Source organism: Erythrobacter neustonensis, from assembly GCF_001663175.1.
Classification (GTDB): domain Bacteria; phylum Pseudomonadota; class Alphaproteobacteria; order Sphingomonadales; family Sphingomonadaceae; genus Erythrobacter; species Erythrobacter neustonensis.
In genome coordinates, this window is the sequence record NZ_CP016033.1 from 1,831,574 (window position 1) to 1,845,455 (window position 13,882).

14 protein-coding genes are annotated in these 13,882 nt (G+C 67.8%); 2 read left to right on the plus strand and 12 right to left on the minus strand.

Annotated features, from left to right (window positions below):
* Positions 1-26 precede the first annotated feature (26 nt).
* Entirely contained in the window at positions 27-956 is a 930-nt protein-coding gene (locus A9D12_RS08435; RefSeq protein WP_082925477.1) for a tetratricopeptide repeat protein, read from the plus strand.
* Positions 957-992: 36 nt separating this feature from the next.
* On the opposite strand, the gene A9D12_RS08440 is transcribed toward A9D12_RS08435, so the two are convergent.
* The 11 genes from A9D12_RS08440 to A9D12_RS08490 all read right to left on the minus strand — a co-directional run bounded on the left by A9D12_RS08440 (position 993) and on the right by A9D12_RS08490 (position 11,323).
* Positions 993-2,303 carry a radical SAM protein gene (locus A9D12_RS08440; protein ID WP_068350876.1) on the minus strand — a complete coding sequence of 437 codons (1,311 nt, stop codon included), beginning with the start codon at positions 2,301-2,303 and terminating at the stop codon, positions 993-995.
* A gap of 43 nt (positions 2,304-2,346) precedes the next feature.
* On the minus strand, positions 2,347-2,580 hold the full coding sequence (locus tag A9D12_RS08445) for a hypothetical protein (RefSeq protein ID WP_156522847.1): 234 nt from the start codon (positions 2,578-2,580) through the stop codon (positions 2,347-2,349).
* Positions 2,577-2,726 carry a cbb3-type cytochrome oxidase assembly protein CcoS gene (ccoS, locus tag A9D12_RS08450; RefSeq protein WP_068350878.1) on the minus strand — a complete coding sequence of 50 codons (150 nt, stop codon included), beginning with the start codon at positions 2,724-2,726 and terminating at the stop codon, positions 2,577-2,579. The genes A9D12_RS08445 and ccoS overlap by 4 nt, the downstream gene beginning before the upstream one ends.
* Positions 2,723-4,858: a heavy metal translocating P-type ATPase gene (locus A9D12_RS08455; RefSeq protein ID WP_068350879.1), complete on the minus strand. Its 2,136-nt coding sequence runs from the start codon at positions 4,856-4,858 to the stop codon at positions 2,723-2,725. The genes ccoS and A9D12_RS08455 overlap by 4 nt, the downstream gene beginning before the upstream one ends.
* The gene (locus A9D12_RS08460) at positions 4,855-5,310 is read right to left on the minus strand and encodes a FixH family protein (protein WP_068350880.1); all 456 of its coding nucleotides are present in this window, start codon (positions 5,308-5,310) and stop codon (positions 4,855-4,857) included. The genes A9D12_RS08455 and A9D12_RS08460 overlap by 4 nt, the downstream gene beginning before the upstream one ends.
* A complete protein-coding gene (gene ccoG, locus A9D12_RS08465; protein WP_068354096.1) occupies positions 5,310-6,752 on the minus strand; it encodes a cytochrome c oxidase accessory protein CcoG in 1,443 nt (480 codons plus the stop codon). The genes A9D12_RS08460 and ccoG overlap by 1 nt, the downstream gene beginning before the upstream one ends.
* 130 nt (positions 6,753-6,882) lie before the next feature.
* Positions 6,883-7,836, minus strand: a complete 954-nt coding sequence (gene ccoP, locus A9D12_RS08470; protein WP_068350881.1) for a cytochrome-c oxidase, cbb3-type subunit III — start codon at positions 7,834-7,836, stop codon at positions 6,883-6,885.
* A complete protein-coding gene (locus tag A9D12_RS08475) occupies positions 7,823-7,990 on the minus strand; it encodes a CcoQ/FixQ family Cbb3-type cytochrome c oxidase assembly chaperone (protein ID WP_068350882.1) in 168 nt (55 codons plus the stop codon). The genes ccoP and A9D12_RS08475 overlap by 14 nt, the downstream gene beginning before the upstream one ends.
* Positions 7,987-8,769: a cytochrome-c oxidase, cbb3-type subunit II gene (ccoO, locus tag A9D12_RS08480; RefSeq protein WP_068350883.1), complete on the minus strand. Its 783-nt coding sequence runs from the start codon at positions 8,767-8,769 to the stop codon at positions 7,987-7,989. The genes A9D12_RS08475 and ccoO overlap by 4 nt, the downstream gene beginning before the upstream one ends.
* Before the next feature lie 24 nt (positions 8,770-8,793).
* Positions 8,794-10,473, minus strand: a complete 1,680-nt coding sequence (gene ccoN / locus A9D12_RS08485; protein ID WP_068350884.1) for a cytochrome-c oxidase, cbb3-type subunit I — start codon at positions 10,471-10,473, stop codon at positions 8,794-8,796.
* 112 nt (positions 10,474-10,585) lie between these two features.
* Positions 10,586-11,323 carry a Crp/Fnr family transcriptional regulator gene (locus A9D12_RS08490; protein WP_197489799.1) on the minus strand — a complete coding sequence of 246 codons (738 nt, stop codon included), beginning with the start codon at positions 11,321-11,323 and terminating at the stop codon, positions 10,586-10,588.
* A 149-nt stretch (positions 11,324-11,472) separates the two neighbouring features.
* Here A9D12_RS08490 and A9D12_RS08495 point away from each other — a divergent pair, with 149 nt between their 5' ends.
* Positions 11,473-12,183: an OmpW/AlkL family protein gene (locus tag A9D12_RS08495; protein ID WP_068354099.1), complete on the plus strand. Its 711-nt coding sequence runs from the start codon at positions 11,473-11,475 to the stop codon at positions 12,181-12,183.
* Positions 12,184-12,383: 200 nt separating this feature from the next.
* Here A9D12_RS08495 and A9D12_RS08500 read toward each other — a convergent pair whose 3' ends face one another.
* Positions 12,384-13,823, minus strand: coding sequence for a DcaP family trimeric outer membrane transporter (locus A9D12_RS08500; RefSeq protein ID WP_068350886.1), 1,440 nt, complete (start codon positions 13,821-13,823; stop codon positions 12,384-12,386).
* Positions 13,824-13,882: the final 59 nt, after the last annotated feature.

Below are 13,882 nucleotides of genomic sequence, written 5' to 3' on the forward strand. Positions count from 1 at the left end.
GCATCATCAAGCTGCTAGGCTGCGGCATGGCCCAGCAGGACACGCACAGCTCACCCGGATCATCGCGCATCGGCTGGGGGTTGCTCGCGGGCGCGCTGATGCTTGCCGCAGGCGCGGCGGCGTTTCATCTGACCCGCGGGCCGGGCGACCCGCCGCCCTTTGCCGATGCGGGCGCCGGTGCGGACGCGGGCGGGGCGGCGTCGATCGAGCAGCTGCGCACCCGCGCCGAAGCATCGCCGACCGACCCGGCGCCGTGGCGCGAACTGGCGATGGCCCAGTTCGGGCAGCGCCAGTATGCCGATGCCGCGGCGGCCTATCGCCGCGCGATCGAAATCATGCCGGGCGATGCCTCGCTGTGGTCCGCGCTGGGCGAAACGCTGGTGCTGTCGAGCGCGTCCGATCCCTTGCCCGCCGATGCGCTTGCCGCGTTCCGGCAGGCGGTGTCGATTGACCCCAAGGACCCGCGCGCGCGCTATTTCCTCGCGGCGCGGCGCGATCTCGACAAGGATCACGAAGGCGCGGTGGCCGATTGGCTGGCGCTGCTTGCCGACAGCCCTGCGGGCGCGCCGTGGGAAGCGGATCTGGTGCGCACGATCGAACAGGTCGGGCAGATGCACGCGATCCCGGTCGCCCCGCGCATTGCCGCAGCACAGGCCGCACGGCCCGCCGCGATGATCGCGGGCGGACAGGCAGGGCCGGGTGCGGCCGATGTTGCGGCGGCAAGCAACATGACCGCCGCCCAGCAGCGCGCGATGATCGATGGCATGGTTGCCCAGCTTGAACAGAAGCTCAGGCAAAACCCGCAGGACCCGGCCGGCTGGAGCATGCTGGTGCGCAGCCGGATGATGCTCGGCGACGCGGCTGGCGCGCGCGCCGCGCTCGACGCAGGGATCGCCGCCAATCCGCAAGCCGCCGCGCAATTGCGCAGCGATGCCGCGACGCTCGGCCTGCGCTAGCACGCAGCCCGTCGCTCGCCCGCGCGGGCCGGTGTTTCAGATCGCCGAGCTGAACGTGCGCGGGGCCGCCGCGCGGTAGGCATCGAACTGGGCCGCGATGCCGCGGGCATAGGGCAGCCCGCCCTCTAGGATGGCGAGCCGGTTGCCGCTGAGGCTGGCGACCCCAGCGTCGAAGAAGGGCGCCAGCCGCGGTGCGGCGTCGGCCAGAAAATCATCGGGCAGGATCGCCGCGCCGCGGCACAGCAAGGCTTCGATCACCGCGCCGCGGCGCTGGTCTTCAAGGCTGCGGGCGATCCCGTGCGACGCGGTCAGCCGCGCTTCGGCGCAAAGCTGGCGGTAGGTCGCGGTGTGTTTCTGGTTCTGCGCCAACAGGCCCGGAAACCCGCTGATCGCGCTTGCGCCAAGCCCGATCAGGATATCGGCGGGATCATCGGTAAAGCCCTGGAAATTGCGCCGCAGGGTGCCGGCGCGCACCGCGCGCGCCATCGGATCGTGGGGCAGGGCGAAATGGTCGAACCCGACCGCGTCATAGCCGTATCCGGTCAGCATCCGATGCGCCTCGCCTGCCATCGCGAAACGTTCGCGCGCGCCGGGCAGATCGGCCTCGCGGATCATCGTCTGGCGCGGTACCAGATGCGGCACGTGGGCATAGCCGAACACCGCGACCCGGTCCGCGCCGAGCTTGCGCGTATATTCGAGGCTGTCGGCAAGATCGGCCTCGCTTTGGTGCGGCAGGCCGTACATCAGATCGAAATTGAGCGAGGTGACCCCGCCCGACCGCAGCCAGTCGGTGCTGCGGCAGATCATCCCGAGCGACTGTTCGCGCCCGATCGCCTTCTGGCAGTGCGCGGCAAAGGTCTGCACCCCCATGCTGGCGCGGGTGATCCCGACCTCTGCGATAACCCCGCTCCATTCGGCGGTGAGGCTGCGCGGGTCGAGCTCGATCGACCATTCGGGCGCGGCCAGCGGCAGGTGCGCATGGAGCGCGCCGACCAGCGCAAGCAGTTCGGGCGCGGCGATCGCATTGGGGCTGCCTCCGCCGAACGCGATCCGCCGCACGCGCACCCCGGCGGGCAAGAGGCCGCCGAGCGTGGCGATTTCCTGGTGCAGCGCGGCGAGATAGGCATCGACCCGCGCGCGCTTGCCGGACACCGCGGTGTTGCAGCCGCAGTAAAAGCAGATCGCCTCGCAGAAAGGGATGTGGAGATAGAGCGAGATGTCGCCCGCCGCGCCTGCGACCGCGCGTTCGAGCGCGCCCTCCTCCAGCGCGCCGAAATCGGCGGCGGTGGGATAGCTGGTGTAACGCGGCACGGCGGTTGCCAGCAGTTCGGGGTGATAGGTCCACATGGTTGTCGGGCGCTCCTTGTGGAGTGCGCGATAGCGGGCCCGGTCAGGCGGCGTCTTTGCGCGAGATCAATTTGCCGTTCCGCTCCTCGCGGCAGGCCCCGGCGTGGCAGCCCTTGGGGTGGCAACCGCGATCTTCGGCGGGCACCTTGCCGCCCAGCGGAATGGTGATCGTGCCGCCATTGCACAGGTGCATCGTCAGCACGGGGCCGGTCGGCGCGGGCAGCGGGCCGATCATCACCGGCATCAGCGCGGCAAGCGCAAGCGGGAGCATGTTCACGCGCCGTCCTCCTCGTCGATCAGGATGCGTGCGGCAGCGCCCTCCATGTCCTCGTATTGGCCTTCGCGCATCGACCACAGGAAGGCGAGCAGCCCCATCAATCCCATGCCGAGCGCGATGGGGATGAGGATGGCAAGTCCGGTCATCGCGCAGCTCCCGTATCTGCGGCAGCGCCCGCGAGCCGCAGCGAATTGGCGATCACCACCAGCGAGGAGACCGACATGGCGATCGCGGCGACCAGCGGGGTGACATGTCCCGTCAGTGCGAGCGGCACGGCGAGCGCGTTATAGGCGATCGAGAAGCCGAAATTCTGCCGCACCACGCGCATGGCGGCGCGCGCGGTGCGCACGGAAAGCGCGACGGGCATCAACCCCTCGCCGATGAACACCGCATCGGCGACCTGCTGGCTCGCATCGGACGCGCTGCCCGGCGCGATCGAAGCGTGGGCGGCGGCAAGCGCGGGGCCATCGTTGAGCCCGTCGCCTACCATCAGCGGGCGGCGGCCCTTAGCCTTCAGCGCTTCGAGCACGGCGAGCTTGCCCTGCGGGCTTGCCTCTGCGGTCGCGGGCAGGCCGAGCGCGCGGGCGAGCGCTTCTACCGGCGCGGCGCGGTCGCCCGACAGGATGCTTGCCGGCAACCCTTGCGCCGCCAGCGCGGCGAGCGCCGCGCGCACGTCGGGGCGCAGCGGATCGGCAAAGGCGATGGTCCGGCGCGCGTCGCCGATGCGCAAGCTGACGGCGAGCGTTTCTGCCGCCGCATGCGGCCGCTCCAGCGCCACCGGAATGCCGTTCCACAGACCGGAAACGCCCTGTCCGCCGACCTCGGCGATGTCGCTGACAGCCGCCGGCACGGTGCCCGCACGCAAGGTGGCAGCGGCAAGCCCGCGGCTGAGCGGATGGCGGCTGGCCTGCGCCAGCGCGAGCGCGATGCTGCGCGCGGTATCGTCGAGGCCGCCGATATCCGCGCGCGGTTCGCCCAGCGTCAGTGTGCCGGTCTTGTCGAGCAGCACGGTGTCGCATTCGGCCAGCCGTTCGAGCGCGCTGCCATCCTTTACCAGCAGCCCGCGCCGCATTAACGCCCCGCTCGCCACCACCTGTGCGGCAGGCACGGCAAGCCCCATCGCGCACGGACAGGTGATAATCAGCACCGCAATCGCGATCGTCAGCGCTGCGTGCCACCCCGCGCCCGCGATCATCCACCCGGCAAAGGCCAGCGCGGCCAGCGTGTGGACCACCGGCGCATAAAGCCGGCTGGCGCGGTCGGCGATGCGGACATAGTGGCTGCGCGATTGCCCCGCCTCGTCCATGATGCGGGCGATTTCGGCCAGCACCGTGTCCTCTGCCACATGGGTCAGCCGGACGCGCAAGGGCGCGCCCAGATTGATCGCGCCGGCATGCACCACCGCGCCCGGGCCCACGGGCTGGGGCGCGCTTTCGCCGGTCAGCATCGCATTGTCGAGCGCGCTTTGCCCGCAGGTCACCTCGCCATCGGCGGCCAGCGCCTCGCCAGCGGCGACCAGCACCAGCATTCCGGGTGCAAGATCGCGCGCAGGCACGCGCCGCGTGGTGCCATCGGGCGCGATGACGCTGGCGCTTTGCCCCATCCGGCCGAGCAGCGCACCGATCCCCGCGCGCGTGCGGTCGCGCATCATCGCATCCAGCGCGCGTCCGGCGAGGAGGAAGAAGAGTAGCATAACGGCAGAATCGAAGAAGGCGTGCTCGCCCCCCGTCACCGTTTCGTACAGGCTCATCGCGGTCGCCAGAATGACGCCGATGCTGATCGGCACATCCATGTTGGTGCGCCGGTGTTTCAGCGCCATCCACGCGCTGGCAAAGAACGGGCGGCCCGCATAGGCGACCACCGGCAGCGCGATCAGCGCCGACAGCCAGTGGAACAGCCCGCGCGTCGCCCCGTCCGCGCCCGACCAGACGCTGACCGACAACAGCATGATGTTCATCATCCCGAAGCCCGCCACGCCCAGCGCGCGGACCAGCCGCCCGCGTTCGGCATCGTCGGCGCCAAGCGGGTTGTCGGCGATAGGCTGGGCTTCGAACCCCAATGCCTGTACGGCAGCGACCAGCGCGGCATCCTCGATTGCAGGATCGTGCCGGATCGCGACCTTCTTTGCCGACAGGTTGGCGCGCGCGGACGCGATGCCGGGCACGCGGGCAAGTTCGCGTTCGATCTTGCCGATGCAGCCGGCGCATTTCATCCCCGGCACGGTCAGCCGGGTGGTGGCAAGCGGGCGCTCGGTGTCGAAGAGGGCAGGGGCGTTCACCGGATTTCGGCCTCCCCCGCCCAGGCTTGATCGCCCGCGCGGATCGCCATGCGCAGCTGCCAGCGGCCCGGTGCGACCGCCTCGCGCGAAACCCAGCGGCCCTGCGCCCCGGCGACGAAGGACAGCGGCGTTTCCTCGCGCACGCCGAGCGGCCGGCTGGCGGTCGCGGTGATCTGCGCCGCCGCGGGAACGTGCAGCGTCTCGATCACGATGCGGCCATCCTCGCGCCGGTGGGGCACCGCCTGCCAGCCCAGCGCCTCGGACGCGGCCGCTTGGCGCAGCCAACCGTTGTAATTCTGGCTGGCGACATAGGAATTGTCGACCACGGTGCCGTGGAAACTGCCCACCGCGATGCTCGCCATGAGCAGGTTGACCGCGATCACCACGGCAAATCCGCCGACCAGCACGACCGCCATGCGCGGGCCGGTGAAAGGACTTCTGGTGCGGGCCATCACTTGTTCTCCGCCATATCCGATTGGGGATGGGCAAATGTCGTCGGGGCAAGGTCGCTTTCGCGCTGCTCGTCGAGCGCGGTCAGGCGGAAGGCAAAATCGCCTGCCACAGTGCCTTGGGGCAACAGCACATAGGCGCGCAGCACGCGGGTGGCGTTGGCATCGACCGTGACCCGCTGGACGGGGGCGGCGTTGTCCATGCTGACCGCCTCGGTCCACATCACCGCGCCTTGGGGTAGGCCTTGCATCGCGACCTCCATCTCGCGCGGGCGCGCCTCCATGTTGCGCAGCCGCAGCGTGAAGGCATTGCGCACCGATCCATCCTTCAACAGCATGAAGGGCGGGTTGCGATCGGGCGCCACCGTCAGGTCGGTGTGGCTGCGGGTGCCCAGCGCAAACAGCAGGCCCGCGCCGATCGCGGCCCAGACCCCGAAATAGACGAACAGGCGGGGCCGCAGCAGCGCCTTCCATGCGGGCGTTGCCGGCGCGCCCGCGGCCTCGGCCTTGCACTGGTCCAATGTCGCGTAATCGATCAGCCCGCGCGGGCGGCCGACATCCTGCATCACCCGGTCGCAGGCATCGATGCACAATCCGCAGGTGATGCAGCCGATCTGCTGGCCTGCGCGGATGTCGACGCCCGTGGGGCAGACCGCGACGCACAGGTTGCAATCGATGCAGTCGCCATATTCATCCGGGTTCTTGGCCGCCTTTTTGACGCTGCCGCGCTTTTCACCGCGCCAGTCCTTGTAGGTTACGATCAGCGATTTTTCGTCGAGCATCGCGGTCTGGATGCGCGGCCAGGGGCACATGTAAACGCACACCTGTTCGCGCATGAACCCGCCAAGCCAGAAGGTCGTGCCGGTCAGCACCGCGACGGTGGCATAGGCGACCGGGGCCGCCTCGCCCCGCCAGAACGCGTAGGTGAGGGTTGGCGCATCGGCGAAATACATGATCCACGCGCCGCCGGTCCAGAAGGCGATGGCAAGATAGACCGCCCACTTGGCCATCCGCCGCGCGATCTTCGATGCGGTCCACGGTGCCTTGTCAAGGCGCATCCGCGCATTGCGATCGCCGTCGAAGAAGCGGTCGACATGCTGGAACAGGTCGGTCCACACGGTCTGCGGGCAGGCATAGCCGCACCATGCGCGGCCCACCGCGCTGGTGACGAGGAACAACCCGATCCCCGCCATGATGAGCAGGCCCGCGACGAAAAAGAATTCGTGCGGCCAGATCTCGATATCGAACATGTAAAAGCGGCGGTTGGCGAGATCGACCAGCACCGCCTGATCGGGGGCGAAGGGACCGCGGTCCCAGCGGATCCACGGGGTCGCGTAATAGATCCCCAGCGTCACCAGCATCATCAGCCACTTGAAACGCCGAAACGGCCCGTCGATCCGCTTGTTGTGGACCGTCCTGCCCTTTTCATAGAGCGCTGCGCCCATGAAGCCGGAAGGCGCGGGCTGCGGTGCAGGAGCGCCGAGCGCGCCCGCCCAGTCGCGCGCAGGCGGTGGAGCGGGCGGGGCGGGCGGGGCGGGGCGGGCGAGTTCGTCGGCCTGGGCCATGGGACGTGACCTACTTGCTGGCGACCTTGGTCGCTGCGGGAGCCGCAGGAGCGGCGGCGGGGGCATCGGGGGTGGCAGGGGCGGCATCCTGCCCGCCGCCGCGCGAGTGGACATAGGCGGCGAGCATCTTGATCGTGACCGGATCGAGCCGCCCTTTCCATGCGGGCATCACCCCGTGGCGCGGTGCCTCGATCTGGCGGGCGATGTCCGCTTCGGTGCCGCCCAGAAGCCAGATCGCATCGTTCAATGCAGGCGCGCCCATCGCCGGGCTGCCTTCGCCGCCGGTGCCGTGGCAGGCGGCGCAATTGTCGGCGAAAAGCTGCGCGCCGGCAGGGCTGGACTTGTGCTTGCCCGACAGCGAGAGGACATGGCCGGTAAGCGCGGCGGTCTGGCTCTTGTCGAACATCCCGGCAAAGGCGGGCATGAAATTGGTGCGCGTCTCGTCCGAGCCTTCCCATCGGATCCCGTGGGTGAGCGTGTATTCGATCTCGCTCAGCGTGCCGCCCCAGATCCAGTCATCGTCGTTGAGGTTGGGATAGCCCGCCGATCCTGCCGCGCCTGCGCCGTGGCACTGGACGCAATTGACCTTGAAGGCGGCAGCCCCGCCGGCCACCGCGGCCTGCATCAGCTGCGGATCGGCGGCCAGCTTTTCGATGTCGGTCACCGCGATCCGCTCGGTCACGCTCTGGCGCGCCGCATCGGCTGCGCCCATTTCGCGCACCAGATCGCCCCGGCTCGACCAGCCCAGCGTGCCCGCGGTCGCGCGCTCGACCATCGGCCAGGCGGGGTAAAACACGACATAGACCGCGGCGAACACGATCGTCGCATAGAAGGTGTAGAGCCACCAGCGCGGCAGCGGGGTGTTGAGCTCCTCGATGCCGTCCCATTCGTGGCCGACGGTTTCGGTGCCGGTGGGCGCGTCGATGCGTTTGCCGGCGCGGGCCGGGCTGTCAAAGGTGGTCATTGGTGTCATCCTTGAAGATGAGGTGCTTGGCAGCATCGCGGTGCGCCCGCGCGCCGGGGCGAAAGTGCCACAGGCACAAGGTCAGATAGAGGCCGACGATCATCGCCAGCGCATAGCTGTCGGCAAAGTGGCGCAAGGCGGTGTAGAGGGTCATCGCCCCTGCGCTCCCTTGCTGAGTTCCTCCTGCGCGGCGGCGCTGTTCACATCGACCAGCGTGCCCAGCATCTGGAGATAGGCGACCAGCGCATCCATTTCGGTCACGCGGCCCGGATCGCCGTCGAAGTCGCGGATCTGCGCCTTGGGATAGCGCGCGGCCAGATCGCCGGCGTCGGCTTCGGGGTTGGCCTGGGCTTCGAGGTCGTTTGCGGCGGCCGCCAGATCGGCATCCGAATAGGGCACGCCCACTGCGCGCAGCGCGGCAAGGCTGGCGGCGGGATCGGGCACCTTCAGCGCGGTTTGCGACAGGAAGCTGTAATTGGGCATGATGCTTTCGGGCACCACCGATCGCGGGGATTTCAGATGCTGGACATGCCAGGCATCCGAATAGCGCCCGCCGACGCGCGCCAGATCGGGCCCGGTGCGCTTCGATCCCCACTGGAAGGGGTGATCGTAGATCGATTCCGCGGCAAGGCTGTAGTGGCCATAGCGTTCGACCTCGTCGCGGAAGGGCCGGATCATCTGGCTGTGGCAGGTATAGCACCCCTCGCGCACATAGATGTCGCGGCCCGCCTGTTCGAGCGGGGTGTAGGGGCGCATCCCCTCGACCTTCTCGATCGTGTTGTCGACCCAGAACAATGGGGCGATTTCCACGATCCCGCCGATCGCCACCACGCCAAGGGTCAGCGCGGCAAGCAGGGTGACGTTGCGTTCGAGCTTCTTGTGCCCGTCGAAGGCGCCGCCCGAAGCGTTGGGGGTGTTTGCAGTGTTGCTCATGGTGTCAGGTTCCCGTTGGCGCGGTCATTCGGCCGGCTGTGCGGCAAAGGACGGGGCGGGGGATTGCGGCAGGGGGTGATCGGCGGACGTGTCGGCGGACACGTCGCCCATCGGGGCCTCGGCGCGCCGCTTTCCGGCGATGGTCATGGCGATATTGAAGGCCATGATGATCGCACCGCTGAGGTACATGAGGCCCCCCACGGCGCGCAGGATATACATCGGGTGGAGCGCCGCGACCGTGTCGACGAAGCTGTTCACCAGGTATCCATCCGCGCCATATTCACGCCACATCAGCCCTTGCGTGATCCCGGCGACCCACATCGAGGCGGCGTAGAAAACGATCCCCAGCGTCGCGAGCCAGAAGTGCCAGTTGATCATCCGCAAGCTGTAGAGCCGCTCCCGGTTCCAGAGGCGCGGGGTGAGGTAGTAGACGCAGGCGAAGGTGATCATCCCGTTCCACCCCAGCGCGCCGGAGTGCACGTGGCCGATCGTCCAGTCGGTGTAGTGCGACAGGCTGTTCACCGCCTTGATCGACAGCATCGGCCCTTCGAAGGTGCTCATCCCGTAAAACGCGAGCGCAAGCACCATCATGCGGATGATCGGATCGGTGCGGACCTTGTCCCATGCGCCGTTCAGCGTCATCAGCCCGTTGATCATCCCGCCCCAGCTCGGCATCCACAGCATCACCGAGAACACCATGCCCAGCGTCTGCGCCCAGTCGGGGAGCGCGGTGTAGTGGAGGTGGTGCGGGCCGGCCCAGATGTAGAGGAAGATCAGCGACCAGAAGTGGATGATCGACAGGCGGTAGGAGTACACCGGCCGCCCGGCCTGCTTGGGCACGAAGTAATACATCATCGCAAGGAAGCCCGCAGTGAGGAAGAAACCCACCGCGTTGTGGCCATACCACCACTGGGTCAGCGCATCCTGCACGCCGGCAAAGGCGCTGTAGCTTTTCGCGCCCAGCAGGCTGACGGGCATCGCCAGGTTGTTGACCACGTGCAGCATCGCGATCGTGATGATGAAGGCAAGGTAGAACCAGTTGGCGACATAGATGTGCGGTTCGCGCCGGTTCAGCAGCGTGCCGACAAACACCGCGGCATAGGCGAGCCAGACGATCGTCAGCCACAGATCGACATACCATTCGGGCTCGGCATATTCCTTGCCCTGGCCGATCCCGAGGATGTAGCCGGTCGCGGCGAGCACGATGAACAGCTGGTATCCCCAGAACACGAAGCGCGCGGTGCCCGGCAGCGCCAGCGTGGTGCGGCAGGTGCGCTGCACCACGTAGAAACTGGTCGCGAGCAGCGCATTGCCGCCGAAGGCGAAAATCACCGCCGAGGTGTGCAGCGGGCGCACCCGTCCGAAATTGAGATAGGGTTCGAGATTGAGCTGGGGGAAGGCAAGCTGCGCGGCGATGAACACGCCCACCAGCAAACCGACCACGCCCCAGAACATCGTCGCGATCACGCCCCAGCGGATCACGTCGTCATCATACCGGCTTGGCCCGGGGGGCATCCTGAACAGGCTTTGCGCCCGCGCGACCGGATCATAGGTGCCCAGCGTCGCCACGATCAGCACGACCGCGACAAGCCCGACGATCCCCATGTGGATCGCAAACCCCGCATCGGGGGTCAGCGCAATGGCAGCGATGCTGGCGAGCAGGACAAGCGCCCATACCCCCAGCCGCCCAACGACTGATTCCATTTCGATTAATCCCTTGTTTCGCAGGCCGACCCCTAATCCGCGGCGGGGTCCCTTGTGTTTGAGCCAGATCAAATCGGCGGCGGAATTTGATGAAAGCGGTGTTTGCGGTGGTTCAGGCGCTGGCGCGGTGCGCGATCCGGGCCAGCGCCGCGACATCGCGCAGCGCGACCCCCGAACGGCCCTCGGTCGCGACCAGCCCGGCCTCGCGCAGTTCGGTGAGCTGGCGGCTGACGGTCTCGATCGTGAGGCCGAGGCTGTCGCCGATATCGCGGCGGCTCATCGGCAGCACGAACCGGCACGCGCCCGCGCGGCAATCGGCCAGCCGTTCGGCCATCGACACCAGGAAATCGGCGACCCGTGCGGATGCGGACTTGTGCCCCATCTGCATCATCCGCGTGCGGCTGCGGTGCAGTGCCTGAAGCGACCGGGTCAGCACCGCGCGCAGCACCGCGGGATCGGCCTGCGCGGTGTCGAGAAAGGCATCGGAGGGAAAGACCAGCAGGTTGCTGTTCTCCAGCGCCATCAGCCGGAAATCACCGCCGGATGCTGCGCTGCTCTGCCGCAGCACAGACACCAGATCGCCCGCGAAATGGAACGCCAGCACCTGCCCGCCGGGCGCGCCGCTGGGGTGACGCGCGACCAGCTTGGCAGCGCCGCTGGCGATCCAGACCAGCCTGTCGCGTTCGGGATCGGGCGCGAGTTCGGCGCCGCGGGCGAGCACCGCAGCCATGCCCAGCGTGCACAGCCGGGCAGCGGTATCGCCATCGCCGCAGCCTTGCGGCAAGGCGGCGCGGAACGCGGCGGTGGCACGCAGGCGCACGGCGCAGGGAGAAGGGCTGAGGCTTGCCATGATGCGCATGGCAATGCGCACAGCGAGCGCAAAGGTCTTTGATCCCGATCAATGAGGAAGGGGGGCGGGCGGGGCTATCGGCGCCCCCACAGGCAGCAACTTTCCTGGGCCGCATGGGCGCGGCCACTGCTGCCGACAAGGATGGGAACATGACAAGACTTGCAACGCCGCGCAGCATCGTTCTGGCCGGAACCGTTCTGGGAACCGCGGCGCTGATGCTGGGGGCGGCCCCGGCAATGGCGCAAGGTGCGCTTGCGCGCGCCGGGCATATCCAGGCCAAGGTGCTGGGCACCTACGTCGCGCCCGACGGCAAGATCACCGACATCAACGTCAATCTGCCGGGGCTGCCGGCGACCACGCAGACCAAGGCCAACGACAATGTCACACCGACTGTCGCGGTCGAATATTTCGTGACCGACAATGTCTCGATCGAAACCATCGCCGGGATCACCCAGCACGATGTCGATGCGACCGCGGGCCTGCCCGCCGGCGCGGAACTGGTCAGCAATGCCAAGCTGGTGCCTGCGACTGTCACGGCCAAGCTGCACTTCGATCTGGGCGGGGTGAAACCCTATGTCGGCGCGGGCCCGGCCTATTTCCTGTGGGTCGGCGACAAGCCGGGCGCCGCAGCGCTGCCGCTGGGCGTGACGCGCACCGATCTGTCGGACGAATTCGGGCTTGCGTTGCAGACCGGGGTCGACGTGCCGCTCAACGATACGGGGCTGGCCCTGTCGGTCGATGTGAAACGCTATTTCATCGACACCACCGCGCGCTGGTATGTCGGCAACACGCTGGCAATCGAGACCGTGCACAAGCTTGACCCGTGGGTGATCAGCGCCGGGTTTGCCTTCCGGTTCTGACCGCGCCGCTTGCCAGGATAATGCGAAAAGGCCCTGCCGGCGTCTGCCCGGCAGGGCCTTTTCGCTGGCGTGTCGGCCGGTTTCGAGGCCCGTCTGACCCCATCCAGACCCCCTCCAGCCCCGTTTCGACCCCCTCCAGACCCTGTCGGGGAGAGGTGTTTCACGTGAAACATCCGCCTCCGCGCATGCCCAAGGCCGTTTCAGAAGCTGTACTGGGTCGACAATTGTACCCGCTGCAGATTGCCGCTCCGGCCATCTTCCAGCGTGCGGCTGGCATACATCACCTCGACCCCGACATTGAGCGGGGGGATGGGAGTCCAGATCAGGTTGGCAAAGGCGTTCCAGCTTTCATCGGTCACTTGCCGGGTGGTCAGCGCGACCGGGTTGTCGGCCTTGAACCACGACCCGGCAATGTTGGAGCGCAGCCTCGGCGTCCATACATGCCGGTAGGCGGCAAAGCCCGACCAGGTGAAGATCGGGTCGAGCGTCCCGTCGGGCCGGATCGCGGCATCGTTGACGATATTGAGCCCGATATAGCGACCCAACCCGTCCCCGGCGGTGGCCATGAAGCGGAAATCGTCCTGCTCGCCCACCTTGAGCTTGCCCGACAGGCTGATGCCATAACCCCACGCCGCATCGTCCACGCCCAAGAGATCGTCAGCCGAAACATGCAGTTGCCGCACGATCCCGGCCGCGGTGAAGCTGCCCCAGTCACCGCTCCAGTTGTAGCGTCCGATGATGTCGGGAACCTGATCGTCGCCCGGCGTCACCATCGACCCGTTCTGCGCGGTGACGACGGTTTCGGGTTGTTCTACAGCCACTTGCAGCCCGCCCTTGGTGTAGCGGACCAACGGCTGACGGTCGAACACCGTGCCCGGCGTCACCCCGATGAAGTCGAGCGAATCGGGCAGCGCGGCAACGTTTTGGAAGGTCGACCACCCCTGTCCGAAGGTCCAGTTGTCGTAATTGATCAAGGCATGCCGGATCCGCGGCGTGAAGCTGTTGGTCACCCGTTCGTTGCCGCCATCGGTGACGTTGAAATCGAGCTCGATCAGGCCCGACAGCTTGTGATCGGTGCCGACATCGGTCTCGGTCTTGAACAGGAACCGGGTCTGGCGGGCGGAGAAATCGGTGTCGAACCCGCTCGCCTGCCCGCCGACCGGGATCGAGGAGGGGAACAGGAAATCGCGCAAGATCGAATTGCCGCCCAGTTGCCCGCCACTGGTGCGCTGGCTGATCGCGTCGAGTTTGACATAGCCGCCATAGGTGACCCGCGTCTTGCCGACCTTGAAACCCTCGCCCGCAGGAATGGCGAATTCGATCAGCTTGTCGGACATTTCCGCCTGCCGTACCGCCAGCGACCGCGCGGTTTCTTCGGTCGCGGCGGTCTGCGCGCGGATCGCTTCCTGCTCGGCGCGGATGGCGCCGGTCTCGGTGCGGATCGCCGCGAGAGCGTTCGCCTGCTGCGCCTGTGCATTCGCATCGGCATCGAGCCGCGCGACAAGCCCTTCGACCAGTCGTTCGAGCCGGTCGAGCCGCGCGTCCACGCTCTGCTGTTCCGCCAGCGCCGGCGCCGAGGACAGAATGCTCGCTGCCAGCAGCACGCCGCGCAGGCTGCACACGATCCGCTTGTGACCCATCAACCCCTCCCATTTCTTCTTATGCCGCCAAGACTGCGCCCGACCGGGCAAGGCGGACA

What these genes read in the sequence shown, in the direction of transcription:
- A9D12_RS08460 (WP_068350880.1), bottom strand. Translation starts at nt 5,310, where the DNA reads ATGGCCCGCACCAGAAGTCCTTTCACCGGCCCGCGCATGGCGGTCGTG.
- A9D12_RS08500 (WP_068350886.1), bottom strand. Translation starts at nt 13,823, where the DNA reads ATGGGTCACAAGCGGATCGTGTGCAGCCTGCGCGGCGTGCTGCTGGCA.
- ccoS (WP_068350878.1), bottom strand. Translation starts at nt 2,726, where the DNA reads ATGACCGGACTTGCCATCCTCATCCCCATCGCGCTCGGCATGGGATTG.
- ccoP (WP_068350881.1), bottom strand. Translation starts at nt 7,836, where the DNA reads ATGACCACCTTTGACAGCCCGGCCCGCGCCGGCAAACGCATCGACGCG.
- ccoO (WP_068350883.1), bottom strand. Translation starts at nt 8,769, where the DNA reads ATGAGCAACACTGCAAACACCCCCAACGCTTCGGGCGGCGCCTTCGAC.
- A9D12_RS08490 (WP_197489799.1), bottom strand. Translation starts at nt 11,323, where the DNA reads ATGGCAAGCCTCAGCCCTTCTCCCTGCGCCGTGCGCCTGCGTGCCACC.
- ccoG (WP_068354096.1), bottom strand. Translation starts at nt 6,752, where the DNA reads ATGGGCGCAGCGCTCTATGAAAAGGGCAGGACGGTCCACAACAAGCGG.
- A9D12_RS08495 (WP_068354099.1), top strand. Translation starts at nt 11,473, where the DNA reads ATGACAAGACTTGCAACGCCGCGCAGCATCGTTCTGGCCGGAACCGTT.
- A9D12_RS08440 (WP_068350876.1), bottom strand. Translation starts at nt 2,303, where the DNA reads ATGTGGACCTATCACCCCGAACTGCTGGCAACCGCCGTGCCGCGTTAC.
- ccoN (WP_068350884.1), bottom strand. Translation starts at nt 10,473, where the DNA reads ATGGAATCAGTCGTTGGGCGGCTGGGGGTATGGGCGCTTGTCCTGCTC.
- A9D12_RS08475 (WP_068350882.1), bottom strand. Translation starts at nt 7,990, where the DNA reads ATGACCCTCTACACCGCCTTGCGCCACTTTGCCGACAGCTATGCGCTG.
- A9D12_RS08435 (WP_082925477.1), top strand. Translation starts at nt 27, where the DNA reads ATGGCCCAGCAGGACACGCACAGCTCACCCGGATCATCGCGCATCGGC.